26 protein-coding genes and 1 tRNA gene are annotated in these 25,523 nt (G+C 59.6%); 18 read left to right on the forward strand and 9 right to left on the reverse strand.

The window, feature by feature from the left end; genetic code table 11:
- Positions 1 to 797, forward strand: a 797-nt coding sequence (locus tag MHK09_RS01050; protein ID WP_436232094.1) for an IS3 family transposase, incomplete at its 5' end; no start/stop codon positions are given.
- Positions 798 to 800: 3 nt separating this feature from the next.
- Here MHK09_RS01050 and MHK09_RS11765 read toward each other — a convergent pair.
- The 4 genes from MHK09_RS11765 to MHK09_RS01070 form a co-directional block, all read right to left on the reverse strand.
- Complete coding sequence (locus MHK09_RS11765; protein ID WP_250412400.1) at positions 801 to 1,592, reverse strand: alpha/beta hydrolase-fold protein; 792 nt, start codon at positions 1,590 to 1,592, stop codon at positions 801 to 803.
- Positions 1,593 to 1,653: 61 nt separating this feature from the next.
- Positions 1,654 to 2,013: a fluoride efflux transporter FluC gene (locus tag MHK09_RS01060; RefSeq protein WP_250412402.1), complete on the reverse strand. Its 360-nt coding sequence runs from the start codon at positions 2,011 to 2,013 to the stop codon at positions 1,654 to 1,656.
- Positions 2,010 to 2,312: a fluoride efflux transporter family protein gene (locus MHK09_RS01065; protein WP_250412404.1), complete on the reverse strand. Its 303-nt coding sequence runs from the start codon at positions 2,310 to 2,312 to the stop codon at positions 2,010 to 2,012. Before MHK09_RS01065 ends, MHK09_RS01060 begins: the two co-directional genes overlap by 4 nt.
- 10 nt (positions 2,313 to 2,322) lie before the next feature.
- Positions 2,323 to 3,744 (reverse strand): alanine/glycine:cation symporter family protein, encoded by a 1,422-nt coding sequence (locus tag MHK09_RS01070; protein ID WP_250412406.1) that lies wholly within the window; start codon positions 3,742 to 3,744, stop codon positions 2,323 to 2,325.
- Positions 3,745 to 3,880: 136 nt separating this feature from the next.
- Between MHK09_RS01070 and pgm the strand changes: the two genes are divergently transcribed.
- The 4 genes from pgm (at position 3,881) to MHK09_RS01090 (ending at position 6,931) form a co-directional block, all read left to right on the forward strand.
- Entirely contained in the window at positions 3,881 to 5,497 is a 1,617-nt protein-coding gene (pgm, locus tag MHK09_RS01075; RefSeq protein ID WP_250412407.1) for a phosphoglucomutase (alpha-D-glucose-1,6-bisphosphate-dependent), read from the forward strand.
- A gap of 16 nt (positions 5,498 to 5,513) precedes the next feature.
- Positions 5,514 to 5,978 carry a MauE/DoxX family redox-associated membrane protein gene (locus MHK09_RS01080; protein WP_250412409.1) on the forward strand — a complete coding sequence of 155 codons (465 nt, stop codon included), beginning with the start codon at positions 5,514 to 5,516 and terminating at the stop codon, positions 5,976 to 5,978.
- Between the two features lie 54 nt (positions 5,979 to 6,032).
- Positions 6,033 to 6,782 carry a DsbA family protein gene (locus MHK09_RS01085; protein ID WP_250412411.1) on the forward strand — a complete coding sequence of 250 codons (750 nt, stop codon included), beginning with the start codon at positions 6,033 to 6,035 and terminating at the stop codon, positions 6,780 to 6,782.
- A 76-nt stretch (positions 6,783 to 6,858) separates the two neighbouring features.
- Positions 6,859 to 6,931 (forward strand) — tRNA-Ala (locus tag MHK09_RS01090).
- 53 nt (positions 6,932 to 6,984) lie between these two features.
- Here MHK09_RS01090 and MHK09_RS01095 read toward each other — a convergent pair.
- The gene (locus MHK09_RS01095) at positions 6,985 to 7,893 is read right to left on the reverse strand and encodes an NAD(P)/FAD-dependent oxidoreductase (RefSeq protein ID WP_250412413.1); all 909 of its coding nucleotides are present in this window, start codon (positions 7,891 to 7,893) and stop codon (positions 6,985 to 6,987) included.
- A gap of 80 nt (positions 7,894 to 7,973) precedes the next feature.
- On the opposite strand from MHK09_RS01095, the gene MHK09_RS01100 reads away from it, so the two are divergent.
- Together MHK09_RS01100 and MHK09_RS01105 are read left to right on the forward strand one after the other, a co-directional pair.
- Positions 7,974 to 8,348 (forward strand): DUF805 domain-containing protein, encoded by a 375-nt coding sequence (locus MHK09_RS01100; protein WP_250412414.1) that lies wholly within the window; start codon positions 7,974 to 7,976, stop codon positions 8,346 to 8,348.
- 30 nt (positions 8,349 to 8,378) lie between these two features.
- Positions 8,379 to 9,104, forward strand: a complete 726-nt coding sequence (locus MHK09_RS01105) for a fructosamine kinase family protein (protein WP_250412415.1) — start codon at positions 8,379 to 8,381, stop codon at positions 9,102 to 9,104.
- Here the strand turns inward: MHK09_RS01105 and nadE are convergent.
- The gene (gene nadE, locus MHK09_RS01110) at positions 9,101 to 9,922 is read right to left on the reverse strand and encodes an NAD(+) synthase (RefSeq protein ID WP_250412416.1); all 822 of its coding nucleotides are present in this window, start codon (positions 9,920 to 9,922) and stop codon (positions 9,101 to 9,103) included. The two genes, MHK09_RS01105 and nadE, sit on opposite strands and share 4 nt — an antisense overlap.
- A gap of 27 nt (positions 9,923 to 9,949) precedes the next feature.
- Here nadE and MHK09_RS01115 point away from each other — a divergent pair, with 27 nt between their 5' ends.
- The 6 genes from MHK09_RS01115 to nrdE all read left to right on the forward strand — a co-directional run bounded on the left by MHK09_RS01115 (position 9,950) and on the right by nrdE (position 15,838).
- A complete protein-coding gene (locus MHK09_RS01115; RefSeq protein WP_005323927.1) occupies positions 9,950 to 11,305 on the forward strand; it encodes a sugar porter family MFS transporter in 1,356 nt (451 codons plus the stop codon).
- A 120-nt stretch (positions 11,306 to 11,425) separates the two neighbouring features.
- Positions 11,426 to 11,548, forward strand: a complete 123-nt coding sequence (gene ykgO, locus MHK09_RS01120; RefSeq protein ID WP_003847162.1) for a type B 50S ribosomal protein L36 — start codon at positions 11,426 to 11,428, stop codon at positions 11,546 to 11,548.
- Between the two features lie 165 nt (positions 11,549 to 11,713).
- Positions 11,714 to 12,619, forward strand: coding sequence for an alpha/beta fold hydrolase (locus MHK09_RS01125; protein ID WP_250412417.1), 906 nt, complete (start codon positions 11,714 to 11,716; stop codon positions 12,617 to 12,619).
- Positions 12,620 to 12,926: 307 nt separating this feature from the next.
- Positions 12,927 to 13,166, forward strand: a complete 240-nt coding sequence (gene nrdH, locus MHK09_RS01130) for a glutaredoxin-like protein NrdH (RefSeq protein ID WP_150850755.1) — start codon at positions 12,927 to 12,929, stop codon at positions 13,164 to 13,166.
- A gap of 23 nt (positions 13,167 to 13,189) precedes the next feature.
- Entirely contained in the window at positions 13,190 to 13,621 is a 432-nt protein-coding gene (gene nrdI, locus MHK09_RS01135) for a class Ib ribonucleoside-diphosphate reductase assembly flavoprotein NrdI (protein WP_204611071.1), read from the forward strand.
- 54 nt (positions 13,622 to 13,675) lie between these two features.
- Positions 13,676 to 15,838 carry a class 1b ribonucleoside-diphosphate reductase subunit alpha gene (gene nrdE, locus MHK09_RS01140; protein ID WP_250412418.1) on the forward strand — a complete coding sequence of 721 codons (2,163 nt, stop codon included), beginning with the start codon at positions 13,676 to 13,678 and terminating at the stop codon, positions 15,836 to 15,838.
- Between the two features lie 55 nt (positions 15,839 to 15,893).
- On the opposite strand, the gene MHK09_RS01145 is transcribed toward nrdE, so the two are convergent.
- A complete protein-coding gene (locus tag MHK09_RS01145; RefSeq protein ID WP_250412419.1) occupies positions 15,894 to 16,589 on the reverse strand; it encodes a FadR/GntR family transcriptional regulator in 696 nt (231 codons plus the stop codon).
- A gap of 146 nt (positions 16,590 to 16,735) precedes the next feature.
- Between MHK09_RS01145 and nrdF the strand changes: the two genes are divergently transcribed.
- The 4 genes from nrdF (at position 16,736) to MHK09_RS01165 (ending at position 21,780) form a co-directional block, all read left to right on the forward strand.
- A complete protein-coding gene (nrdF, locus tag MHK09_RS01150; protein ID WP_005323941.1) occupies positions 16,736 to 17,725 on the forward strand; it encodes a class 1b ribonucleoside-diphosphate reductase subunit beta in 990 nt (329 codons plus the stop codon).
- Between the two features lie 342 nt (positions 17,726 to 18,067).
- On the forward strand, positions 18,068 to 19,762 hold the full coding sequence (gene ctaD, locus MHK09_RS01155; RefSeq protein WP_005327325.1) for an aa3-type cytochrome oxidase subunit I: 1,695 nt from the start codon (positions 18,068 to 18,070) through the stop codon (positions 19,760 to 19,762).
- A gap of 103 nt (positions 19,763 to 19,865) precedes the next feature.
- Positions 19,866 to 21,056, forward strand: a complete 1,191-nt coding sequence (serB, locus tag MHK09_RS01160; protein WP_250412420.1) for a phosphoserine phosphatase SerB — start codon at positions 19,866 to 19,868, stop codon at positions 21,054 to 21,056.
- A complete protein-coding gene (locus MHK09_RS01165) occupies positions 21,049 to 21,780 on the forward strand; it encodes a peptidyl-tRNA hydrolase (protein WP_250409256.1) in 732 nt (243 codons plus the stop codon). Before serB ends, MHK09_RS01165 begins: the two co-directional genes overlap by 8 nt.
- On the opposite strand, the gene MHK09_RS01170 is transcribed toward MHK09_RS01165, so the two are convergent.
- Both MHK09_RS01170 and MHK09_RS01175 read right to left on the reverse strand, forming a co-directional pair.
- Positions 21,746 to 23,725: an ATP-dependent DNA helicase gene (locus MHK09_RS01170; RefSeq protein ID WP_250411468.1), complete on the reverse strand. Its 1,980-nt coding sequence runs from the start codon at positions 23,723 to 23,725 to the stop codon at positions 21,746 to 21,748. The two genes, MHK09_RS01165 and MHK09_RS01170, sit on opposite strands and share 35 nt — an antisense overlap.
- A gap of 18 nt (positions 23,726 to 23,743) precedes the next feature.
- A complete protein-coding gene (locus MHK09_RS01175) occupies positions 23,744 to 25,072 on the reverse strand; it encodes a nicotinate phosphoribosyltransferase (protein WP_366511686.1) in 1,329 nt (442 codons plus the stop codon).
- A gap of 122 nt (positions 25,073 to 25,194) precedes the next feature.
- Between MHK09_RS01175 and clpS the strand changes: the two genes are divergently transcribed.
- Positions 25,195 to 25,521 (forward strand): ATP-dependent Clp protease adapter ClpS, encoded by a 327-nt coding sequence (gene clpS, locus MHK09_RS01180; RefSeq protein ID WP_005323948.1) that lies wholly within the window; start codon positions 25,195 to 25,197, stop codon positions 25,519 to 25,521.
- Positions 25,522 to 25,523 lie beyond the last annotated feature (2 nt).

Consider the following 25,523-nt stretch of genomic DNA (forward strand, 5'->3'; position numbering starts at 1 on the left):
TATCTGGCGAAAATGATCGTGCTGCATTTTACGATGGCGTTGACCGAAAGATTCATCAGATTTGGAAAGACTCCGATGAGGTTTATGGTGCTCCCCGGATCACCGCAGAACTTACCGAGCGTTACCGGATCACCCTGAATCGCAAGACTGTGGCTAAGCGGATGCGCCTGATGGGAATTGAAGGGATTTCACCGCGTGCCTTTGTCCCGGTGACAACGATTCAATCCAAGCGTAAGTCAGCTCTTCCTGACCTGGTCAAGCGCATGTTTGATACTGGTGAGCTCAACCGAGTGTGGATGTCGGATATTACCTACCTACGCACCAGCGAGGGATGGTTGTACTTGTGTGCGGTCCGCGACGGCCATTCCCGCAGGGTGCTGGGATGGGCAATGGATAGCGTTCAAGATACATGCCTGGTCGAACGGGCCCTGCGGATGGCACATACACTGCGCGGTGACGTTCCTAATGGGCTGGTGTTCCACGCTGACCGCGGAACGCAATTTACCAGCGAGAAGCTCTGGGAAGTCTGCCATAACCTGGGCATTGCTCAGTCTGTGGGGCGTACTGGTGTGTGCTTTGATAACGCGATGGCTGAGTCGTTCTGGTCGACGCTTAAAACCGAGTTCTACGACCGCAAGCGTTGGCCAACCCGTGATGCCGCGCGCAAGGCCGTTGCCTACTGGATGGAAGTCGTTTACAACCGTCGGCGCCGGCACTCTGCACTAGGAATGGTCAGCCCCGTCGACTTCGAAAACCACATTGGTCTAACCACCAGTAGAAAAGAAATAGCTGCCTAAACACTAGGTAGCCCCACTACGTGTCCACGATTTGCGGGCAACCCCACAAGTGCGCTGATCCGGGTTGACCTTGAACTTCTGCTTGATAGCTTGCGGCACGTCTTGGCTGAGGTAGGTCATGACCTTGGCCTGGGTGCTATCGGCGCAGATGGGATTGGCTGTTTCAGAGCCGGTGGCGTCCACGGCAACGACGATAGGGCTGCGCCCTCCATTCGCCGCCTGGAATTGGTCTGCGGTTTCGGCCGCTTCACCCGAACCGAACCATTGCTCTGGGCCACCTGGGTTGCCGTGCAGGAGGACGATGACAGGAAGGGTGTGGTCCGTCCAGTATGCAGGCGGGATATACGCCGTAGCTTGGCGAGCGGAGAAATGGGAGGTGGTGCCCGGAAGATCGACGTGGACGATCGCTGCACCGGAATTGGTGTGGGAAAACTCCTCGTAGCTCATTTCTTTTGCCACGGGGCGTGGGTCTAGGGAGGCAATATCTGGGTAGGTTTGGTACTCCATGTTGATGATGCCAACGGTGGCGAGGAGGGAGAAGACTCCGGCCGCAATCGTGACAGTTTTGGGCTTGCGGAGAAACGCCGCCACGGGGACGAAAGCTGCGAGGAAGATATACCACGGCACTTGCCAGTGCTGGAGAAAGTACCAAGCGATGACGCACAGCAGGGCCGCGATGACCAGCGGCCACACCTTGCGTTGAAGGAGAATGATGATTCCTGCAATCGCGAGGATGGCGTAGAAAATCACGCCGTTGATGGGATCCGCCAAAGGCAGATTCAAAAGGAAACTCACGCGGAAAACATTAGGCCTGTGCAGGGCAAAAGTAACTGCTAGTTAGCTGGGAGTTTGCCCCTTAAACCCCGTGATAAATGCGGGCCGCCCAGATGGTGCCGCGCCAGGCTAGAACGATGCCGAGGCCAATGGTCCAGAAGAGGTACTTGCACAGTCGCCACCACTGTTTGCGTTTGATCATCTCGCCCAGTTCCTTCGCCAATGTGGACCAAGTGGATAGGCCGCCGGCGAGGCCAAGGGCAAGGAAGGGGTGGAGAAGGGGGACGTCGGCAAGCTGGGCGAAACCAAAGGCCAGGCCAAGGGCTAGAGAGCCCAAAATATTCGCCACGAAGGTGCAGTAGGGGGCGGGGATAAGCCGGGTAAAGCCATAGCGCAGGCTGCCGCCGATGAAGCCGCCGAGAAGGACGCAGAGAAGATTCATCGCAGCTTGTCACCTGCCAGGTAGCCGCCCACGCAGCCGATGATGGTGGCAAGGACATAGGCCAGGGCCACGGTCCAATGGGCCTCGGAGGTCAGGAAAGCGAAGGTGGCGAAGCTGGTGAAACCGCCGAGCACGCCGGTGCCCCAAAAGGGGCCGGGCCGGAAGTAACCCATGAGTGCACTACCGAGGATATTGATAAGGAGCAGTGGGATCATGCCGCCGCCGAGCGCGGCGGAGAGGAGGTACCTGGCTGCCGCGCCGAGCGCAGCGCCAGCACCCACGACGAGGAACTGAGGCATGCGGCCTATGTTACTTCCAGTCCATCCCCTGGGACTTTACGAACGCGCGCACCTCATCCACTGGCTTATTGAGCTTGGGGTCAAAGGCTAAGTACGCCTTGGTTTCGCGGGCCACGAGGCCGGAGAGCAGGAGCAGGCCAATGAGGTTCGGGATGGCGATGAGGCCATTGGCCAGGTCCGAGAAGGTCCAAGCGAGCTCGAGCTCCGAGACGGAGCCGACAAAGAGGAGGCAGGCGAAAAACATGCGGTAGGGGATAGAGGCCTTGCGGCCGCAGAGGGACTCCAGGGAACGCTCGCCGTAATATGCCCAGGCCATGATGGTGGAAAAGGCGAAGAAAATAATGGAGAGCGAAACGATGGTGCCGCCCCAGTCACCTGGGAGTACGCGAGAAAAGGCCTCGGCTGTCATGATTCCGGCCTCGTCGCGGCCCATATCCCAGGTACCGCCCACCACAATGACCAAGCCGGTGATGGTGACCACGATGATGGTGTCAATGAAGGTCTGCGTCATCGATACCAACCCCTGGCGCGCTGGGTGCGGGGTCTTGGCAGCCGCGGCGGCGATGGCGGCGGAGCCCATGCCGGACTCATTGGAGAAGATGCCGCGGGCAACACCGTATTGAATAGCCATCATGATGGTGGAGCCTACGAATCCACCGCCGGCGGCGGTGCCGGTGAAGGCATCGCTGAAAATCATCGCAAAGGCGGCGGGAATCTCCGCGGCATGCGAGAAGATTACATAGAGCCCGCCCAGGACGTAGACGATGATCATCAACGGGACGAAGGCGGCGGTAATGCGCCCGATGGCCTGAATTCCACCGAGGAGTACGGAGCCCACCAAGACGAAGAGGATCGCACCGGTGGCCGCTGGGGCGATACCGAAGGTCGATTCCATATTGGTGGCCACAGCATTGGCTTGGGCGAGGTTGCCGATGCCAAAGGAGGCGCAAAGTGCAAAGATGGCAAAGAATACTGCGAGCACCGATCCGAGTGGTCCGGGGATGCCACGCTTCAGGTATTGCTGTGGCCCGCCGGACATCTCGCCCTTGGAATCCGTGGTGCGAAAACGCACGCCCAGGTAGGCCTCGGTGTACTTGGACGCCATGCCCACGAGGCCGGTAATCCAGATCCATACCAGTGCGCCAGGGCCGCCGATGGACAGCGCGGTGGCCACGCCCACGATATTTCCCACGCCCACGGTGGCGGCAAGGGCGGTGGTCAGCGCCTGATAATTGGAGATATCGCCTTCGGTGGAGTCGTCGCCGGAGTCGCTGGCGAAGACGTGGCGCAGTGCGCGGCCGAGTGCGCGAAACTGGAGTCCGCCCAAGCGGATGGTCAGCCACAGGCCGGTGCCCAGTAGGAGGGGAATGAGGATGAATGGTCCCCACACCACGGTGCTGATGGCGGAGAGGATGGAATTAAGCGAGTCCATTCTGCAAATCTAGCGAACTATAGAAATGGAGTAAATTTGCCTATACCCCCAGCCGGGGGAATATTCGTCCTGCGCAACCACGGGAGAGCGGGCAAGCTGGAATTGCATACCACCCCAACCCTTCAAGGAGCACGCCATGGCCCACGAGCGCGCCGGTACGCTGGCACAGCCCACGGATCTTATTGATATCGCAGAATTGGTCACCGCCTACTACACCCGCACCCCAGATGCGGAGGACCCGGATCAGCAGGTGTCCTTCGGTACTTCCGGCCACCGCGGCTCAGCGCTCGATTGCGCCTTTAATGAGGCTCATATCCTAGCGATTACCCAGGCCATTGTGGATTACCGCGCGGAACAAGGCGTTGCTGGGGCGATTTTCATCGGCCGAGATACCCACGCGCTGTCCGAGCCTGCCATGGTCTCCGCCCTTGAGGTGCTGCTGGCCAATAGGGTGGAGGTTCGCGTCGATGATCGCGGCCGCTACACGCCGACCCCAGCGGTCTCCCACGCTATCCTGACTCACCCCGGCACCGATGGCATCGTGATTACTCCGTCCCATAATCCTCCCCGCGATGGCGGCTTCAAATACAACCCGCCTACCGGTGGCCCGGCCGACGCTCAGGCCACGGATTGGATTGCGGGCCGCGCGAACGAGTACCTGCGCGCTGGGCTGGAAGGCGTGAAGCGGACGTCTGTCGCGGGCGTGCTGGACGAGCGCTGCGTGAAGCATGACTACGTGCACAACTACGTGGCTGACCTGAAGAACGTGGTGGATATGCAGGCCATTAAAGATTCCGGCCTGCGCATCGGTGCCGATCCCATGGGTGGCGCTTCCGTGGACTATTGGCAGGCCATCGCTGACCACTACGAGCTCAACATGACCGTGGTGAATCCGGAGGTGGATTCCACTTTCCGCTTTATGACCTTGGATACGGACGGCAAGATCCGCATGGACTGTTCCTCGCCGGATGCTATGGCCTCGCTTATCGACGCCCGCTCTAAGTTCGACCTTGCCACCGGCAACGACGCCGATGCGGACCGCCATGGCATTGTCACTCCCGATGCCGGACTCATGAACCCCAATCACTACCTCGCCGTGGCTATCGAGTATCTCTTTAGTCACCGCCCGCAGTGGGGGAGTGCCGGTGTGGGAAAGACCCTGGTGTCCTCCTCCATGATCGATCGCGTGGTGAAAAGCCTGGACCGCGAATTGGTGGAAGTGCCCGTCGGCTTTAAGTGGTTTGTACCGGGGTTGGTCGAAGGTGTCATTGGTTTCGGTGGCGAGGAGTCCGCCGGTGCATCCTTCCTGCGCTTCGATGGCTCCGTATGGTCCACCGATAAGGATGGCATCATTATGGATCTGCTCGCCGCGGAGATTACCGCCGTCACCGGCAAGACTCCCTCCCAGCGTTATGCAGAACTGGCGGAGAAATTCGGCGCCCCAGCCTATGCTCGCACCGACGCCCCCGCTAACCGCGAGCAGAAGGCCATTCTTAAGAAGCTGTCTCCTGAAAAAGTTTCCGCCACGGAACTGGCGGGCGAGGAAATCGTGGCCAAGCTGACGGAGGCGCCCGGCAACGGTGCGGCCATTGGCGGCCTGAAGGTGGCGACGGAAAATGCCTGGTTCGCTGCTCGTCCTTCCGGCACGGAAGATAAGTACAAAATCTATGCCGAGTCTTTCTTGGGTGAGGAACATCTCAAGCAAGTGCAAGCAGAAGCACAGGGAGTTGTTTCCCATGTTTTAAAGGGTTAACGCTAAACTCATCCTCGTGAGTAGCAAGATTAATGGGAAGCTGGTGCTTGATGTCATCAGCTTCATCGCCCGGTTTTTTATGGCTTGGGTGTGGATTGATGCCGGCGTGCATAAGCTGGGCAAGACTCTAGACATGACCCAGGCCATCAAGGGCTATGACATCTTTACTCCCGATTGGGCTGGCTACCTCGCCATTGTCATTGGTCCGCTCGAAATCATTGGCGGCGTACTGCTGCTGCTCGGGCTATTCCTGCGCCAGTCCTCCATCGTGGCTACCTGCGTGTTGCTGCTCTTTATGGTGGGCATCGCACAGGCGTGGGCACGTGGATTGGATATTGACTGTGGCTGCTTTGGCTTTGACGCCCAAAATCCTGACCGAGGAATGGATTATGCGAAGACGCTGCTGCGTGACGCCGGATATCTATTCCTGACCCTATGGACCATCAAGCGCCCCTTCACCAAGTTTGCCCTTCACTCTTAAACGGTGGGCAAGGTAGGCTGAATTGGTCCGAAGATTTTTAAAGGCAAGGTTCAAATGAGCAAAGTAACTGACCCTAACGCCAAGGGTGGCAACGGTTTTATTTGGGGAGTCGGCGTACTCCTCGTCATCATTGCCGTTGTTATTGGCTACATCGTGTGGAATGGCAAGCAGTCATCCACGGATTCTGTCGATGCCCTTGAAGCCAAGGACGTGAATATGTCCATGGAGTACAACGACGGTGCTATCACCCTCAAGTCTGAGAGTGCTAAGAAGGGCACCCCTGAGGTGGATCTCTACGAAGACTTCGCCTGCCCGCACTGTGCTGAACTGGCTGAGGCTACCGACGGTGACATGCAGAAGGCTATCGAAGACGGCAAGCTGATCGTCCACGTGCGTACCCTCAACTTCTTGGATGGCAAGGATATTGAGAACCAGGAGGGCTACTCCACTAAGGCGGCAGCCGCTATGTCCGAGCTGGCCAAGTCTGGTGATATCAAGACCTACTGGAACCTGCGCGACTACATGCTGCAGAACCAGCAGAAGGTAGCTACTTCGTGGGACATCAAGGACATCGCTGACGCCGCCAAGGAGTTTGGCGCGGATGATGATGTTGTTGATTCCATGAAGGATGTGGACATCAAGCAGGGCAATAAGGTGGCGAAGACCAACTACGACAAGCTGGATAAGGAAACCGGCACCGTATCTTCGCCGCGCATCATCAAGGATGGCAAGGATGTTCCATCAGAAAAGGATCAAAAGGCCGGCAAGAACCTGGGTGACTGGGTAGAGATCGTCACTAAGTAGCAGGCGATTTGGAGAGTTAAATACCCTCCATGTATATTTAAGCGAGTTGCAGCCCACAGGGTTGCACCTCGTTTGAGGGGCTATGGCGCAGCTGGTAGCGCACCACACTGGCAGTGTGGGGGTCACGGGTTCGAATCCCGTTAGCTCCACAATATAAAGGAGAGGAACATTAGTTCCTCTCCTTTTTCTTTGTTGCGGTGGGCTAGAGCTCCGCTAGATCCTCATCGAGCATGCGCTGATCGATGGCGATGCCGACGGCCGCGCCGCTGCCCATGGCTTGCGAGACCTGGTCTGGGGAGCTGACCACATTGCCCGCCGCCCACAGGCGCGATACCGAGGTCTGGCCACGCTCTACGCTGATCCAGCCATCTGTTGATTCGCAGCCGGCATCCCGCAACAGTGCGTCATTGGGTAGAAAATCGGGCCCGGTAAAGCATGCTTCATAGGTGTCTTCTCCAGTGGAGCTTTGCACTACAACGCCGGTCGACGACGCCTCCTCTGGCCGGACTTGTGTCACTTGCGCATCGTTTACCTCTACGCCCAATCCGGCGAGTTGAGTGCGATCAAGATCGGTTAGCTCAAGGCCGTTGGGGTAGAAGGTCAGCGTGTCCGTCCACGTGGACAGCAGCTTGCTAATCCGGATGGTAAAAGGCGGATTCGCGCCACCGATGAGCGCAACCTTCTTCCCGGTGACTTCGTAGCCATGGCAGTACGGGCAGTGAAAGACCCTGGTGCCCCACAAATCGCGGAGCCCGGGGACGGCAGGGAGCTTGTCCGTGAGCCCCGTCGCGATGAGAACGTGGCGGGACTCGAGAACCTCGCCGCTGGCAAGTTTTGCCTGCCAAGGCTCGTGCTCGGAAGTGCGGGTGAGTTTCTCCACCGAGCCCTGGGTAATGGTTCCGCCGAATTTCTTGACCTCCGCGTGACCGCGCTGAAGCAATTCGGCGGGAGCCGCGCCATCGAGGCCAAGGATGCCGTGGGCATGTTCACTGAAGCGATTGCGGGGAGCCCCGGAATCGATTAACTGAATATTTCGGTTAGCGCGGGCCAAGGTGATGGCCGCAGCGGTGCCGGCAAAGCCACCGCCGATGATGATGACGTCCGAGTACATTGCTCCTCCTTTATGGGAAGTGGGTAGCATGGTGCGCAGCCGAGTATATGCAGTCAACATCGAAGGGGCTCGCGCACAGAATGACTGATGATTCCATGGGGTTCTTTACACGCGAAGCGCTCTATGGGGCGTCGCCTGTACAGGCGGTGGGCAGGTTCTTTGTAAAGTACTTCAACTTTCGTGGCCGGGCGTCCATGAGTGAGTTTTGGTGGGTCTTTGGTTTCCTCGTGCTGATTTCTGTGGCCATCGGCATTATCGATCGGCACTTTGGCGTGGATATTGAGACTATTGCCGAGGTAGTACTTGTGATTCCAGTCGTTTCCTTGATGTGCCGGCGGCTGCACGATTCTGGGCGGACGGGGTTGTTATGCCTGATTGGGCTCATTCCGGTGTTCGGTGGAATCGCCTTGCTCTTTATGATGGCTCTGCCCACGCGCGAGTCCGTGGCGCTTTAAAAGTTTCCTTGCCAGATTAGGCTGGGCGGCATGCAGACTTTTTCAAAGCGAGTACGCGACAGAGATCAAGCAGGTGCCGAGGCTGCCGGACTGCGGTGGCTCGGGGAGGCCACCGACGCGGTGGTCAACGTCGTGAGCGCCGACGGGCTAGAAATCGTTACCGCGCGCGTGGACGAGGTCATGCCTACGCCGGAGGCAGCGCGGACATTTGGTGCGGAGCTGGCGCGCATGCACCGTGCAGGAGCCGAAGCGTTTGGCGCGCCTCCTACCGGGTGGGAAGGCAAGAACTTCATCGGCAGTATCGAGCAAGACTGCATCCCGACGGATAATTGGGGCGAGTTCTATGTTGAACAGCGAGTGCTGCCCTTCGCGGAACTGGCAGGGATTAGTGCGGCGCAGTTGGACTTGGTAAGGCGTGCCTGCGATGCCATCGCCGCGCGCAGTTGGGATGTGGCACCGGCGCGCATCCACGGCGATCTATGGGCGGGAAACCTGCTTTTTGGCGCGGATGGCGGCATCATGATTGACCCCGCCGCCCATGGTGGGCACCCGCATACGGATTTGGGGATGTTGGCACTTTTCGGGGCACCGTACCTTGAGGAGATTTTCCGGGGCTATGGTGCGCCGAAGGACATCGAAAAGTGGATTCTCATGCACCAGCTGCATCCGTTGGCGGTGCATGCGCTGACGCACGGCGCCAGCTATAACCGGCCGCTGGAGCGCGCGGCGGCCGCGACCTTGGAGGCGCTGGCCTAAAGGTTCGGTCCCTGCGGCATGATGCGCTTGTGGGCGCCGCGGTGCCATAAGGTTTCGATGCGTTCGCGGGCGGCGTCGGGAACCGCCTTGCCCTCCAGGTAGTCATCGATGTGGGCGTAGGTGACACCGAGGGCTTCTTCGTCGGGAAGCTGGGGCTTATCGTCCTCCAAGTCCGCGGTGGGAACCTTCTCCCAGGTAGAGCGCGGGGCACCAAGGTGCTCTAGGAGGGCGGCGCCTTGGCGCTTATTAAGGCCGGCCAGGGGGAGGAGATCCGCCGCGCCATCGCCCCATTTTGTAAAGAAAGCGGTGACGTTTTCCGCTGCATGGTCGGTGCCGATGACTAGCGCGCCGACCTCGCCTGCGATGGCATATTGGGCGGTCATGCGCAGGCGCGCTTTGGTGTTGCCGCGGTTGAAATCGGTGACGTCGGCAAGCTGCAGCGCATCCGCCACCTGTTCGTCGAGGGCCAGGGTGGCCGGTTTGATATTGACGGTGGGGCGGTGATCGGGCTGGATGAAATCCAGGGCAATCTGGGCATCGTCCTCATCGGCCTGCACGCCGTGGGGCAGGCGCACGGCCCAAAACTCCGCGCCGTCGACGCGCTCCACCGCCAGCTGCGCGAGCTTGCCCGCCAAGGTGGAATCCTGGCCGCCGGAAATACCCAGCACGTAGCCTTTAGCGCCGGTGGTGCGCAGGTAATCAACCAGGAAGTCCACGCGGCGCTGCACTTCCGCTTCTGGATCGATAAAGGGGCGCACACCCAGGGCTTTTACGATGGTTTGCTGCAGGTTTTCGGCATCATTCGACATGACGTTCATGGTAGCCGCCTGACACAATATTGTGCTGTGAATAAGGAAGTTTATGTCAAGGTAGTAGCTGGCATAGCGGCCCTGGGTGGGCTGCTATTTGGATACGACACCGGCGTGATGTCCGGTGCCTTGCTTTTTATTAGCCCCGCATTCGACATGAGCGCCCACCAAGAGGGTTGGGTGACCTCGATGCTGCTCGTGGGTGCTGCAGTAGGGGCGCTGACGGCCGGGCGCATCGCCGATAGGTATGGGCGCCGCTTCACGCTGATTGCAGGCGGCATCATTTTCGTGCTGGGTTCCATCTGGTGTGCGCTTTCCGGTTCGGTGGGGATGCTGGCCACGGCGCGCACCTTTTTGGGCTTTGCCGTGGGTGCAGTGTCCATCGTGTCTCCCATGTACATCGCGGAGATCGTGCCCGCCAAGGTGCGCGGGCGCATGGTCTCGCTCAATACCCTCGCGATTGTGGTGGGTCAGTTGATGGCCTACCTGGTCAATTCCGCGCTGGCCTCTACCGGCAGCTGGGAGTGGATGCTGGGCCTGGCCGCAGTGCCGGGCTTGGCGCTGGCGCTCGGAATGGCGTTTCTGCCAGAGACGCCGGTATGGCTGGCCACTAACGGGAAAATGCCCCGCGCTCAGGAGATCGCCGGGCGCGCCGGGATGGATATTTCGGAGCTGACCTCGCAGGAGACCGCGCGCAAGTCCAGCGGATCCGAGTGGAAGGCGCTGAAGGCCAATCGGTGGATGCAAATTACGGTGTTGCTTGCCATGTTGATGGGGTTGACGCAGCAGATTACCGGCGTCAACGCCATCGTGTACTTCGCGCCGACCATGATGAACCAGGTGGGGATATCCACGGCCAACTCGGTTTATACCTCCATCGTTATCGGCACGGTATCCGTGCTCGCCTGCTGGGTGGGGCTCAAGGTGGTGGACCGCATTGGGCGAAAGCGATTGTTGCTGATCGGCTTGACCGGCAACGTGGTCTCGCTGTTTATCCTCTCTTTTGCCTATTCCCACGCGCAGGATTCCACCGCAATGGCCATGGTTTCTTTGGTCTTTATGGCGCTGTTTATCGCCTTCCAGCAGGCTGCAGTGTCGCCTACGACGTGGCTGCTCATTTCCGAGCTGGTGCCGCTGCAGGTGCGCGGCCTAGGCATGGGCATTGCGGGGCTCTCGCTATGGGCCACCAACTGGGCCGTGGCGCAGTACTTCCTGCCGCTAGTGGAGTGGCTGACCGGCCCGGTGGCGTTTATCGTCTTCGGAGTCTTCGGCCTCATCGCCATCGGCTACACCAAGGTTTTGGTTCCAGAGACTATGGGACGTAGCCTGGATGAGGTAGGCGAGGAGATGAAGTCGCGCTACGAGCGCGAGTCCGCACCCGTGAAGCCTTAGTATTTTGGTATTGACGGCCGTGTGAGGTAACATTTTTCCTCGTGTCATGGCTGGGGATTCCCAGTCCGTGCTTTACTTATTCAACCGCATGTAGATTGCGCATAACGAAAGGAGCGCCCGATGAAGGTCCGTAAGTCCCTTCGGTCGCTGAAGAAGAAGCCGGGCGCCCAGGTTATTCGCCGCCACGGTAAGGTCTTCGTGATCAACAAGAAGGATCCCCGTTTCAAGGCTCGTCAGGGCTAATTGAGACGCGATTCCATCCGCTCCCTCCGGCTGTCCGGGGTGGGGCGGATTTTTTCATGCGTGAGCTCTGGCACAAAGGATTCATTCTCTTCAGCCTCGGTGAGCATAAAGGCAAATATATGAATATAATTATTTTGTCTATTCATGTCGTGAGAAAGAAGAATAATGTCCCAGCGAATCGTTGCCGCGCTCACTGCTGCCGCCCTCGGATTGTCTGCCTCCGTAGCTCATGCCGCAGAGCCACAGTGGGAATCCTCTGCGCCGGAGTCCCTTGGCATCAATGACCCGTCCTGTGCGCCTTCAGGGGACATCACTGAGCCCGTTGTGTTGCTGCATGGAACCTCGAATAATGCTTCCGTGTGGGGAAACTTGGTCCACCTTCTGCAGGACCAGGGGGCGTGCGTGTGGGCCTTTGACTACGGCGCTGATGATGTCACCTTGCAGAATATGATTCCAAGCGTCAAAGCCATCGCGGACCTGGATGATTCGGCCGCGGAAATTGCGGATCAGGTGGACTATGTCCGCGAGGTCACCGGCTCGGACAAGGTGAACTTGGTGGGCCATTCCCAGGGCGGTATGCACATCAAGACCTATACCCAGATGCACGATGGGGCGGATCACGTCTCCCATGCGGTGGCGCTGGGCGGCAACTTCCACGGCACCACGCTCAACGGGCAGGGGGAGGCGCTCTCTAAAATCATTGCCTTTGCACCGCACCTCGCTGCTTTCCTTGCAAGTACGGCCGGCATTCAGCAAGTGGTGGGGTCGGAGTTTATTAAACGGCTCAATGCGCTGCCGGATACCGCGCCAGGCGTGCTTTATACCTCCATTTACTCACCGGGGGATACGACGGTGACTCCGAATAGCTCTTCGCAGCTGGCGCTTAGCGACGGCGCCGATGTGGTCAACCTCGACCTGGGCGAGGTCTGCGGTGTGTCTCCCCGGCACGACAAGCTGCCGACCGACCCGACGGTGTTGAGTCAGGTCATTTTTGGGCTGAAGCGTGCCCCGGGGGAGGGGCCGGACCCGGCGACCTGCGTCTCTGAGGGGGCGTCGGCAAGCGGGGCCTAGGGCGGACCGCCGGTCCCCTAAATGTGAACTTTGACACACAAAATGGTGAACTCCAGGTAAACCTGCAGGAATCCCATTGGTGTAGTTTCATGGCTGTCTGTAGATGTGGACAACATGTGGGGCCTGGGGGTGTGCCATCCTGGGAATACCACGGCTGTAACTACTACATATTGTGTTAGTTGCGGGTATTTCCCCCAAAGTATAGTGTCGTTGATGTTGCTCAGAGCGGCGCAGGAAGCGCCCGCATAGGCGGGAAAACGCACCCCGTTCTGACGAGTTTTTCAACGCAGGAGCTTTAAGGATCTATATGTCTATCACCGTTTACACCAAGCCAGCATGCGTCCAGTGCAATGCCACCAAGAAGGCCCTCGACCGCGCCGGCCTCGAGTACGACCTCGTCGATATCTCGGCCGATGAAGAGGCTCGTGACTACGTCATGGCACTGGGCTATGTTCAGGCCCCGGTAGTTGAGGCTAATGGCGAGCACTGGTCCGGTTTCCGCCCAGACCGTATCAAGGGCCTAGCTTCTCTGGCCGCATCCGCTTAAGGGAGTAGGGGAGGCCAGTAGCGATGTTGGTCGTGTATTTTTCCTCCGCGACGGAAAATACGCACCGGTTCGTGCAGAAACTGGGCTTTCCTAGCGCGCGCATCCCGCTGCGCCGCACGGATGAGCCTCTCAAGGTCAACGAACCCTATGTTTTGGTGTGCCCCACCTACGGCGGGGGTGCGTCCATTAGCCACCAGAACTCCCGGCCCGTGCCCACGCAGGTAATTAAGTTCCTCAACGATGAGCACAACCGCAGTTTCATTCGCGCGGTAATCGCGGGTGGCAATAGTAACTTCGGCGCCGACTTTGGCAAGGCTGGTGACGTCATCAGCGCCAAATGTAAAGTGCCCTATGTATATCGTTTCGAGTTGCTGGGAAACGAAGACGATATAAAAATTTGTCGTGAAGGCTTATTGGCTAACGCCGCCGAGCTCGGGCTCGAGGCCGCGGCCTAGCGCCCACTACGACTTAAATAAAGATCCTGATTTTTAAGAAAGGCCTTGTCAGCTGTGAGTACGCAATTGGGGAAGACCGTCGCCGAGCCAGTAAAGCCAGAAGAGCAGTTGGATTACCATGCTCTGAACGCGATGCTGAATCTTTACGATGCAAACGGCAAGATTCAGTTTGATAAAGACCGCGAGGCCGCTAACCAATTCTTCCTGCAGCACGTTAATCAAAACACGGTCTACTTCCATGATCTGGAAGAAAAGATCGATTACCTGATTAATAACAAGTACTACGACCCGCAGGTCATCGAGCAGTATGATTTCTCCTTTATTAAGGAGCTATTCAAGCGCGCTTATTCCTATAAATTCCGCTTCAAGTCCTTCCTAGGCGCGTATAAGTACTACACCAGCTACACGCTGAAGACCTTTGATGGCCGCCGCTACCTCGAGCGCTTTGAGGACCGCGTGTCCATGACCGCCCTGTTCTTGGCGGACGGCGACGCAGGCCTGGCAGAGCACCTCGTAGACGAGATCATGACCGGCCGCTTCCAGCCGGCTACCCCGACCTTCCTCAACGCCGGCAAGGCCCAGCGCGGCGAGCTCGTTTCCTGCTTCCTGCTGCGCATCGAGGACAATATGGAGTCCATCGGTCGCTCCATCAACTCCGCGCTGCAGCTTTCCAAGCGCGGCGGCGGCGTGGCCCTCCTGCTGTCTAATATCCGCGAGTCCGGTGCACCAATTAAGCACATTGAGAACCAGTCTTCCGGCGTCATCCCCGTGATGAAGCTGCTGGAGGATTCCTTCTCCTACGCCAATCAGCTCGGTGCCCGCCAGGGTGCCGGTGCGGTCTACCTCAACGCGCACCACCCGGACATCATGAACTTCCTGGATACCAAGCGCGAGAACGCGGATGAAAAGATCCGCATTAAGACCCTCTCGTTGGGCATCGTCGTGCCGGATATCACCTTTGAGTTGGCTAAGCGCAATGATGATATGTACCTCTTCTCGCCGTATGACGTCGAGCGCGTCTATGGCAAGGCCTTCGGTGACATCTCCGTCACCGAGCACTATGAGGAGATGGTGGAAGACCCACGCATCCGCAAGAAGAAGATCAACGCCCGCCACTTCTTCCAGACCGTGGCAGAGCTGCAGTTCGAGTCCGGTTACCCGTACATCATGTTCGAGGACACCGTAAACCGCGCGAACCCGGTGAAGACCTCGTGGATCAACATGTCCAACCTGTGCTCGGAAATCCTGCAGGTCAACTCCGCCTCCGAATTCAACGCGGACCTGACTTATGAGGAGCTGGGCAGCGATATTTCCTGCAACTTGGGTTCCCTGAATATCGCGATGACCATGGATTCGCCGGACTTCGCCAATACGGTGGAAACCGCCATCCGCGGCTTGACCGCCGTGGCGGATAAGACTTCCATTGATTCCGTGCCGTCCGTGCGCCGTGGTAATGACGAGTCCCACGCCATCGGCTTGGGCCAGATGAACCTGCATGGTTACTTGGGCCGCGAGCACATCGAGTATGGCTCGGAAGAGGGCTTGGACTTCACCAATGCCTACTTTGCGGCCGTGCTGTATGCGGCGCTGCGCGCTTCCAATAAGATTGCCCGCGAGCGCGGCGAGTACTTCACGGAATTCCCGCAGTCCGAGTATGCTTCCGGCGAATTCTTCGACCGCTACGATCCGGAAGAGTTCAAGCCGAAGACGAAGAAGGTGCAGGAGCTTTTCGACGCCTCTTCGATCCACACCCCGTCCGCCCAGGATTGGGAGGACTTGAAGCAGGACGTGGCCAAGTACGGCCTGTATAACCGCAACCTGCAGGCGGTTCCGCCGACGGGCTCGATTTCCTATATCAATAACTCCACCTCGTCCATCCACCCGATTGCCTCCAAGATTGAGATCCGCAAGGAAGGCAAGATCGGCCGCGTCTACTACCCGGCGCCGCACATGGATAATGACAACCTGGAGTACTTCAAGGACTCTTATGAGATCGGCTACGAGAAGATCGTCGATACTTATGCCGTAGCCACCAAGTATGTGGACCAGGGCCTATCGCTCACGCTCTTCTTCAAGGACACCGCGACTACTCGTGATGTCAACCGCGCGCAGATTTATGCGTGGCGTAAGGGCATTAAGACCTTGTATTACATCCGCCTGCGCCAGATGGCGCTGGAGGGCACTGAGGTCGAGGGCTGCGTATCCTGCATGCTCTAAACCGCAAGTAGGGCGCCTCGATGCACGTCGTGGGGAAGGACGTGCATCGAGGCGCTTAGCCGTTTTCTGCCCGGGTGCGGTCGAGGATGGTGCGGGAGGTTCCTTCGGCGGCGTCGGCAAGCCCGGCATTAATGGCGCGGGCCAGCTCCATGTGTAGCTGTGTGGTGCCGCCGATGGGGTCGCGCTTGCGGGAGCCAAAAACCGACTTGCCCTTGAGCATCGCCACCAGGGAAGGGGCGAGTGCGGCCAGCATCTCATTGCCGGAGGCCCGCAGAATGAGGGCGTGGAAGCGCAGATCGGTTTCCAATTCTTCGCCCACGCGCGGAGACGGGGTGGATTCCAGCTCGGCCAATCGCGCGGCGAGGCGCAGCAATTCCGCCCGCTGCCGGGCGGTGGCATTGCCGGCAGCCAGACGCGCGGCCACCGGTTCGATGCCAAGGCGCAGCTCGTTGAGGCGGGCGACTTGCTGCCCCCGCGTTTTATCGTTGTTTAGGCGCCAGCCAATGATCGCCGGGTCATATACCGCCCACTTGTCCATTGGCAGCACCGTGATTCCCACGCGGCGCCCAGAGCTCACCATGCCGAGATGCTCCAAGGCACGCATGGCCTCGCGGGCCACGGTGCGGGAGATGCCAAAACGCTTTTCGACGTCCCCCAGCCGGAACCGCTCGCCTTCCGCGAGGTCTCCGCTTACTATATCCGCGCCGAGTTGATCCACCACGGAGCCGAGTAGGGGAGGGGCGGCGCTCATGGTGGGTGAATCCTCTCTGTGCAGTCACTCGGTATAGCTGGGATCAGTATAGGCATGAGGCATCCACCACAATGGCAAAGCGGCCGGGCGAATTGGGTATGCTGGGGAGCTAAAAGTGTCCGTATTATGTATTGGAGTGACGCCGCGTGTCGCACGAGTACGATGACTACGTTTCTAGTCATGAAAAGCCAGTTAAGGCCATTAACTGGAATAGCATCCCGGATGAAAAGGACCTCGAGGTTTGGGATCGCCTCACCGGTAATTTCTGGCTGCCAGAAAAGGTCCCCGTCTCCAATGACCTTCCCAGCTGGAAGACGCTGACGGAGAAGGAAAAAGAAACCACCATGCGGGTCTTTACCGGCCTGACGCTGCTGGATACCATCCAGGGCACAGTGGGTGCGATTTCCCTCCTTCCGGATTCCCAGACCCTGCATGAGGAAGCGGTTTACACCAATATCGCCTTCATGGAGTCCGTGCACGCCAAGTCCTATTCCAATATCTTTATGACCCTGGCGTCCACGCCGATGATCAACGATGCCTTCCGCTGGTCCGAAGAAAACGAGAACCTGCAGAAGAAGGCCAAGATCATCTTGTCCTACTACAAGGGCGATGATCCGCTGAAGAAGAAGGTGGCCTCCACGCTGCTGGAGTCCTTCCTGTTCTACTCCGGCTTCTACCTGCCGATGTACTTCTCCTCCCGCGCGAAGCTCACCAACACCGCCGATATCATCCGCCTGATCATCCGCGATGAGGCTGTGCATGGCTACTACATTGGTTATAAGTTCCAGCAGGCGTATAAGCAGCTGGATGAAGAGCATCAGGCAGAGCTGAAGGAATACACCTTCGACTTGGTCTATGACCTCTATGACAATGAGATCGACTACACCGAGGATCTCTACGATGACCTGGGCTGGACCGAGGACGTAAAGCGCTTCCTGCGCTATAACGCCAATAAGGCACTGAATAACTTGGGCTTCGAGGGGCTCTTCCCAGCCGATGAGACCCGCGTTTCCCCGGCTATCTTGTCCTCCCTGTCGCCGAACGCAGACGAGAACCATGACTTCTTCTCTGGTTCTGGTTCTTCCTATGTCATCGGCAAGGCCGAGGACACCACGGATGATGACTGGGACTTCTAAGCATTCCCGCTGATCAGCGTGGTCTAGCGGCACACCTTCTGCTCGAACTCAACCGAAAGGTTGATAACGAGCGGGGGTGTGTTTTTGCGTTTTGGGGCCGCACAATTCGGCGCGGCTGTGACATATAGCACGGTGTATTTCTGGCGAAAACCGTAGGTGGAAATAGTGGCCGCGCCACGTGCAGGGGCAATGTGGCAGATGTGGTCAATGGTGAGGCGTGTCTTCGCATCCGAGTATTGGGGGAAGCTGGAAAGAACAGGGGAAAATGGCCTAATATAAGGCGAGTAAACCTAGGTGTAGGTGGAGTCTGTCCACAGACACTTTGTTATTCAGGAGGATTTTATGACCGCTGTGGCGCCACGGGTCGACGATTACGTCGCCCCCACACGTCCAGAGCCAACCGGTAACGCGAAGACCGGTTCAAAGGCTTGGGTATTTCTAACCACCACCGACCACAAGCAGCTGGGCATCATGTACTTGATTATGTCCTTCAGCTTCTTCTTCCTCGGTGGCTTTATGGCACTGTTGATCCGCGCGGAGCTGTTCACCCCGGGTCTCCAGTTCTTGTCCAATGAGCAGTTCAACCAGCTGTTCACCATGCACGGCACCGTGATGCTGCTGCTGTTTGCCACCCCAGTTGTGTGGGGCTTTGGTAACTACATCCTGCCGCTGCAGATTGGCGCGCCGGACGTGGCCTTCCCGCGTCTGAACGCCTTCGGTTTCTGGGTTACCCTGCTGGGCGGCACCGTGATGCTGCTGGGCTTCGTAACCCCAGGTGGTGCGGCTGACTTCGGCTGGACCATGTACATGCCGCTGGCTGATGGTGTCCACACCCCGGGCATCGGCGCGGATATGTGGATCGTCGGCGTGGGCGCTACCGGTGTCGGTACCATTGCCTCCGCTGTCAACATGATTACGACCATCCTGACCCTGCGCGCACCGGGCATGACCATGTTCCGTCTGCCGGTCTTCAGCTGGGCTGTGTTTACCGCGTCCGCCATCGTGCTGATGATCTTCCCGCTGCTGACCGCTGCAGCACTGGGCGTTCTGTATGACCGCAAGCTGGGCGGCCACATCTACGATTCCGCTAATGGCGGCGCCATCCTGTGGCAGCACCTGTTCTGGTTCTTCGGCCACCCTGAGGTCTACGTCTTGGCACTGCCATTCTTCGGCGTTATCTCTGAGGTCGTTCCGGTCTTCTCCCGCAAGCCGGTCTTCGGCTACATCGGTCTGGTCTTCGCACTGCTGGCCATCGGCTCCCTGTCCATGGCTGTGTGGGCACACCACATGTTCGTTACCGGCGCTATCCTGCTGCCGTTCTTCTCCTTCATGACGTTCCTGATTGCGGTTCCAACCGGTGTTAAGTTCTTCAACTGGGTGGGCACCATGTGGAAGGGCCATATCACCTGGGATACCCCGATGATCTTCGCCATGGGCTTCATGGCTACCTTCCTCTTCGGCGGCATGACCGGCGTTATGCTGGCATCCCCGGCCCTGGACTTCCAGCTGGCTGAGTCCTACTTCCTGATTGCGCACTTCCACTACACCCTGTTCGGTACGGTTGTGTTCTCCGCCTTCGCCGGCCTGTACTTCTGGTTCCCGAAGATGACCGGCCGCATGCTGGACGAGCGTCTGGGCAAGATTCACTTCTGGTTGACCTTCATCGGCTTCCACGGCACCTTCCTGGTTCAGCACTGGGTCGGCAACATGGGTATGCCGCGTCGTTACGCTGACTACTTGGAGTCCGATGGCTTCACGGTCTTCAACCAGATTTCCACCATCTTCTCCTTCGTCCTCGGCGCTTCCGTTATCCCGCTGGTGTGGAACGTATTCAAGTCCTGGCGCTACGGCGAGATCGTCACCGTGGATGACCCATGGGGCTACGGCAACTCCCTCGAGTGGGCAACCTCCTGCCCGCCGCCGCGCCACAACTTCGTGTCGCTGCCGCGTATCCGCTCCGAGCGCCCAGCGTTCGAGCTGCACTACCCGCACATGGTTCAGCGCATGCGCGAAGAAGCACACGTGGGTAGCCACTAAAGCGATATAACTCGCTAAAGCACTCCTGACTTAAGCCGCCTCCCAACCCGCAACGGGCCGTGGGAGGCGGCTTTGGCGTATCTTATTTGCCCCACGTGCGATAATGGGCGGCGTGAGTACCCAAGCTGATACCTATGCCGTCATTACCACCACCGGGCCGGACAAGCCTGGGGTCTCGGCGGCCTTCTTCCGCGTCTTGGCGTCTTATAGCGCCGCGCTTGTCGACGTCGAACAGGCCATCTTTTCCGGTCGCATCACCCTCGCTGCCCATACCCGCATTCCCAGTGCGCGCGCCGAGCAGATTGCACAGGGGTTGCGTAATACCTTGAGCATCTACGGGCAGCAGGTATCCGTGGACGTGCGAGAGGAGGAATCTAGCGCGCGAGCTCGCTCCACGCATGCGGTGGTCCTCATGGGAACGGAAGTAACCGCCCACCACGTCGAGGAGGTCGCCCGCGTATTGGCCAATTTCGATGCCAATATCGATCGCATCCGCGGGCTGTCCACCTCTCCGCTGACCGGGCTGGAGCTTTTCTTGTCCCTCGATGGTTCCGCGGCACCCGTACGCCAGGCGCTGGCAGAGCTGGCACAGCAGATTGGTATCGACATTGCCATTGAACCTGCGGGTCTGGGCCGGCGTTCCAAACGCCTCGTCTGCTTCGACTGCGATAGCACCCTCATCCAAGGCGAGGTCATCGAGATGCTAGCCGCGCACGCCGGCAAAGAGGAAGAAGTTGCCGCCATCACGGCCCGGGCTATGCGCGGCGAGTTGGATTTTGAGGAGTCCCTACGCGAGCGCGTGGCCGTTCTGGCCGGCCTGGATGCTTCCATCATTGATGAGGTGGCCCGCGAGATTCAGCTGACCCCCGGTGCCCGCGAGACCATTGCCACGCTCAACCACATCGGTTATCGCACCGCTGTGGTCTCCGGTGGGTTCATCCAAGTTCTGGAGGACCTAGCCGCAGAAATGCACTTAGATTACGTCCGCGCCAATACCTTGGAGATCGCCGATGGCAAGCTCACCGGCCGCGTCACCGGCAAGGTGGTTGACCGCAAGGCCAAGGAGGAATTCCTGCGGGAGTTCGCCGCGGATTCCGGCGTGAGCATGCGCCAGACGGTCGCCGTGGGCGACGGCGCCAATGACATCGATATGATTACCGCCGCGGGGCTGGGCATCGCCTTTAACGCTAAGCCGGCGCTGCAAGAAGTGGCGGATACCTCGGTAAATCACCGGCGGCTGGATGAGGTACTACAGATCTTGGGAATTCCGGCCGAGGAGGTTGTTCGTGGATAAGTTTGAAGTAGCCCACCAGCGCTTGGTAGAAGCCTGTGATTCGCGTTCGTGGCGCGATGACCCAGAAAACCCCGACGAGCCCGCCACCATCCAAGCGATGCAGATTGCGCTTAACCTGCCAAAGCAGGAGCCGCCGGCGCGCACGGAAGTGCTAGAGGCGGCCGCCAGCGCCGTTGTGGCCGTGTGCTTGGACGAGCGCGCGGGGGAGGACGGGGCCTTCGCCCACGCCCTGGGACAGTGGTATGGCCACCGCATCCGCAAGATCGCCCGTCGGGCGCGCAATAAGGCCTGGCGCGATGTGCAGAGCCTGCCCGGCGTGACCGTGGCGGACCGCGCTCGAGCCTTCGCGCCTTCGGCCGTGGGGGAGGTGGATCCGCTCATCGCCAAGCTACAAATCGGTCACACTGACCTTGCCTATGATGAGCCGGGAGCCCTGCTTGGCGACGCCCCCGTTATCTACGTCGACCGCAGCCTCGACATGTCTGCGGGCAAGGCCGCAGCGCAGGTGGGGCATGGTTCGATGATGCTCGCTGCGGCGATGTCGGTGGAGGAGGCTCGTGCTTGGGCCGATACCGGTTTTGAGCTTTCGGTGCGCGAGGTGTCCGGCGAGGATTTTCGCACGGCCTGCGCGCAGGATGGCGCCGTGGTCATCGTGGACGCCGGGTTCACGGAGATTGCGCCGGACTCGGCTACCGTGTGCGCCCTGCGGCGACCAATCGCTTAAGCGCGCCGCGCACCGTATCCGCGTCGGTGGTCTGCCAAAAGCGTGGCATGGAGGCCTTGAGGAAGCTGCCGTAGCGCTTATATTCCAAGCGGTTATCGAGCACGGCCACCACGCCGCGGTCGGTCACGTGGCGCAGCAGGCGGCCTGCGCCCTGTGCCATGAGCAAGGCGGCGTGGTTGGCGGAGACCTCCATGAATCCGGAGCGGCCCGCAGCATCGGCCGCCTGGGCGCGCGCCTGCATCAGGGGATCATCCGGCCGGGGGAACGGAATGCGGTCGATGATGACCAGCGAGCACGCCGGCCCCGGCACGTCCACGCCTTGCCACAGGGTAAGCGTGCCGAAGAGGCAGGAGTTTTCCTTTTGGGAGAATTTCTCTACCAGTGCGCCGATGGAATCCTCGCCTTGTACGAAGAGGTCAAAGGGGATGCGCGGCTTGAGGGCGGTGGCTGCCTCTTCCGCCGCGCGGCGGGAGGAAAACAGACCAAGCGTGCGCCCGCCGGCGGCCATAATGAGCTCGTAGATCTCATCGATGGTTTCTTTGGGCAGGCCATCGCGGCCCGGCGTGGGTAGGTGTTTGGCGGTGTACAGGATGCCGGATTTGGCTGGGTCGAAAGGCGTGCCCGCATCCAAGGTGTCGTAGGTGCCGCTCGGCATGCCCCACTGGGCGGCCATGGCATCGAAGCGACCGCCGAGGGCGAGGGTGGCCGAGGTCAGCACCACCGTTTGCTCCCCAAAGAGGTTCTCGCGCAGCATGTGGGCGATGGAGAGGGGAGCCACGGCGAGGGTCTCGGCGTCGCTGCGCGGATCGCGCTCGAGCCAGACGACGTCGTCTTGCTTGGCTGGGTCATCGGTGGCGAAAACCTCCAGCATGCGTGCCACGGCCTGCGCGAGGTCGGAGAGGTGGTTGCTCAAGTTTTGGCGCTCGGCGTTTTTCTCCGGATCGTCGGTGGCTTCGCCTTCTGGGACGCGAGAAATGAGGGACTTAACGCGCAGGAATTCGTCGGCAAGCGCGCGCAGGTGGCCCTGGGAAGTTTCATCCAAGTCGGTCCAACGGCCTGGCTCTTGGATTTTCATCAGGTCATCAAATTCCTCGGCCAAGTCCGAGAGGCTACCGGCATTTCCCAGCGACTTCGCGCGGTTGGCGGCCATCTTGATGGCGCGGGTAGTAATCTCCGCGGTGGATACAGAGGTGATGCGGCCGTCGAGCTCATGGGCCTCATCGATAATGGCGACGTCGTGCTCCGGCAAGATATTTGCCTCAGAAACCGCGTCGATGGCGAGCATGGCGTGGTTGGTGACCACGATGTCGACGTCGGCAGCCGCCCTGCGAGCCTCTTCCGCAAAGCAATCCGGCCCGTGCGGGCAGCGCGAGGCGCCCAAGCACTCGTTGGAGGTTACCGATACCGCTCGCCACACCAAGTCCGGCACGCCCGGCTCTAGATCATCGCGGTCGCCGGTGTCGGTTTCCTGCGCCCACTCGTGGATGCGCCGCACGGCCTTGCCGCGGTGGGATATCTCGGATTCGTCGATAAGAGCTTCTGGGTCATCCGGGGTAGCCGCAATCTTATTCATGCACAGGTAGTTATTGCGGCCCTTCATGATGGCGAAGGTGGGCGTTCGTTCCATGACAGGGGCGAGGGCCTTAGTAAGCCGCGGCAGATCGCGCTCCACCAGCTGGCGCTGTAAGGCCAGCGTCGCGGTGGAGACGATGACAGTGGACCCCGAGTTCATCGCATGCCGGATAGCCGGGACCAAGTAGGCCAGGGATTTACCGGTACCGGTACCGGCCTGCACAGCTAGGTGACGCTCCTTTTCGAGCGCGGCCGAGACGGCGGTGGCCATGCGCACCTGGCCTTCGCGCCGGCTGCCGCCCAGCGCGTCTACGGCCTTGCCCAGCAGCGTTTCCGTGTCGAGGTTTAGGGGCTCATCTGCGTGCTCACTCACCCCACACAGTCTAGCGGCCTACTTTTTAAAGCCCACCATCCGCGTGGGCACGGCCGCTTCATCGCGGGAGAGTGCCAGGCCTTCCCATGGCAGGGTCTTGCGGGCCTGAGCTAAATACTCGCGGGAGGAATGCAGATCCGGCAGTCCGTCGACGATGTGGCCATCGCGCATGAGCGGAATGGTCATGTCGCGGGTATCGAGCTGGCCGGTATCCGGCGCTGGTGCGTCGAAGGGGTAGACGATTTCCTCCACGGCGACGCCGGAGGAACGGTAGGTGCGCAGCGCACGCTTGGCACCGCCGACGGATTGCTTGGAGGAAGAGCGCTTTGCCACCGGTATGCCGTCTACCTCAACGACCTTGTAGACCATGCCGGCGGTGGGCGCACCGGAGCCGGTTACTACGGACGTACCGACGCCGTAGGCGTCTACCGGATCGCCGCGCAGGCCAGCGATGGCGAACTCGTCGAGGTCGGAGGAGACCACGATATTGGTGTTGTGATTGCCCAAATCATCCAGCTGCTTGCGCACGCGGCGGGTGACCGCACCCAGGTCACCGGAATCGATGCGAACGCCGCCGAGCTTCGGTCCGCCTACCTTCACTGCGGTCTCGACACCCTTGGTGATGTCATAGGTATCGACCAACAGCGTGGTGTCCACACCGAGGGTGTCGATCTGGGAGCGGAAGGCGGCCTCTTCGTTCGGGGTACCATCCGGGTTGGTATGCGCCAAGGTCCAAGAGTGGGCGGCAGTGCCGGAGACCGGAATGCCGTAGCGGTAGCCTGCCTCCAGGTTGGAGGTGGCATTGAAGCCGGCCAGGTAGGCCGCGCGGGCGGAGGTTACCGCCGCATACTCGTGGGTGCGGCGCGAGCCCATCTCGATAATGGGGCGGCCGTCGGCCGCCGTGACCATGCGGGAGGCGGCCGAAGCCACCGCGGAATCGGCGTTCATGATGGACAAGATGACGGTCTCCAAAATCAAGCATTCCCCAAAGGTGCCGCGCACCGTCAGAATGGGGGAGTTGGGGAAATAAAGCTCGCCCTCGCGGTAGCCGTCAATCTGCCCGGAAAAGCGATAGTGGCGCAGATACTCCTTGGTCTGCTCATCCAGGAAGTCCATCTCCGCTAACTGATTGGCCGAAAAGCGGAAATCCTCCACTGCGCGCAGGACGCGTTCGGTGCCGGCAACGACGCCATAGCGGCGCTCATTGGGCAGGCGACGGCCGAATACCTCGCAGGTGACCTGGCGGTTTGCCGAGCCATCGCGCAGCGCGGCCTGGAGCATCGTTAGCTCATATTTATCCGTGAGCAGTGCAGTAGAGCGATCATTAGGGATAGCTTTGTCATTCACGGGAGTGATAATACCCACTGACTAGGTGCTTTTCAGGGGTTTAGGTTCTTTGGCGCCGGAATGTCTGAAGCCAGATTGCGCGGGCCCACAATAAATTCCCAAATATGGTTAGGCTAGAGGGCATGAAGGCGCAATTTCCTGTAGTCCGGATGAGCTCTCCGATGGCTACGCCCGAATTGGATGAAGAACTCGACGTAGACGTAGCCACGAGCGAGAACCTGCCGTGGATGTGCATCGTCTGGGATGACCCCGTCAACCTGATGAGCTATGTGTCCTATGTATTCCAAACCGTATTGGGCTATGACAAGAAGCGGGCCAATGAACTCATGATGCAGGTCCACACCGAGGGCAAGGCCGCCGTATCCAGCGGCGAGCGCGACAAGATTGAAGCGGACGTGAAGAAGCTCCAGATCGCGGGTCTGTGGGCAACGATGCAGCAGGCAGGTTAAAT

Origin of the sequence: Corynebacterium tuberculostearicum (assembly GCF_022347235.1) — a bacterium.
GTDB lineage: Bacteria > Actinomycetota > Actinomycetes > Mycobacteriales > Mycobacteriaceae > Corynebacterium > Corynebacterium tuberculostearicum_F.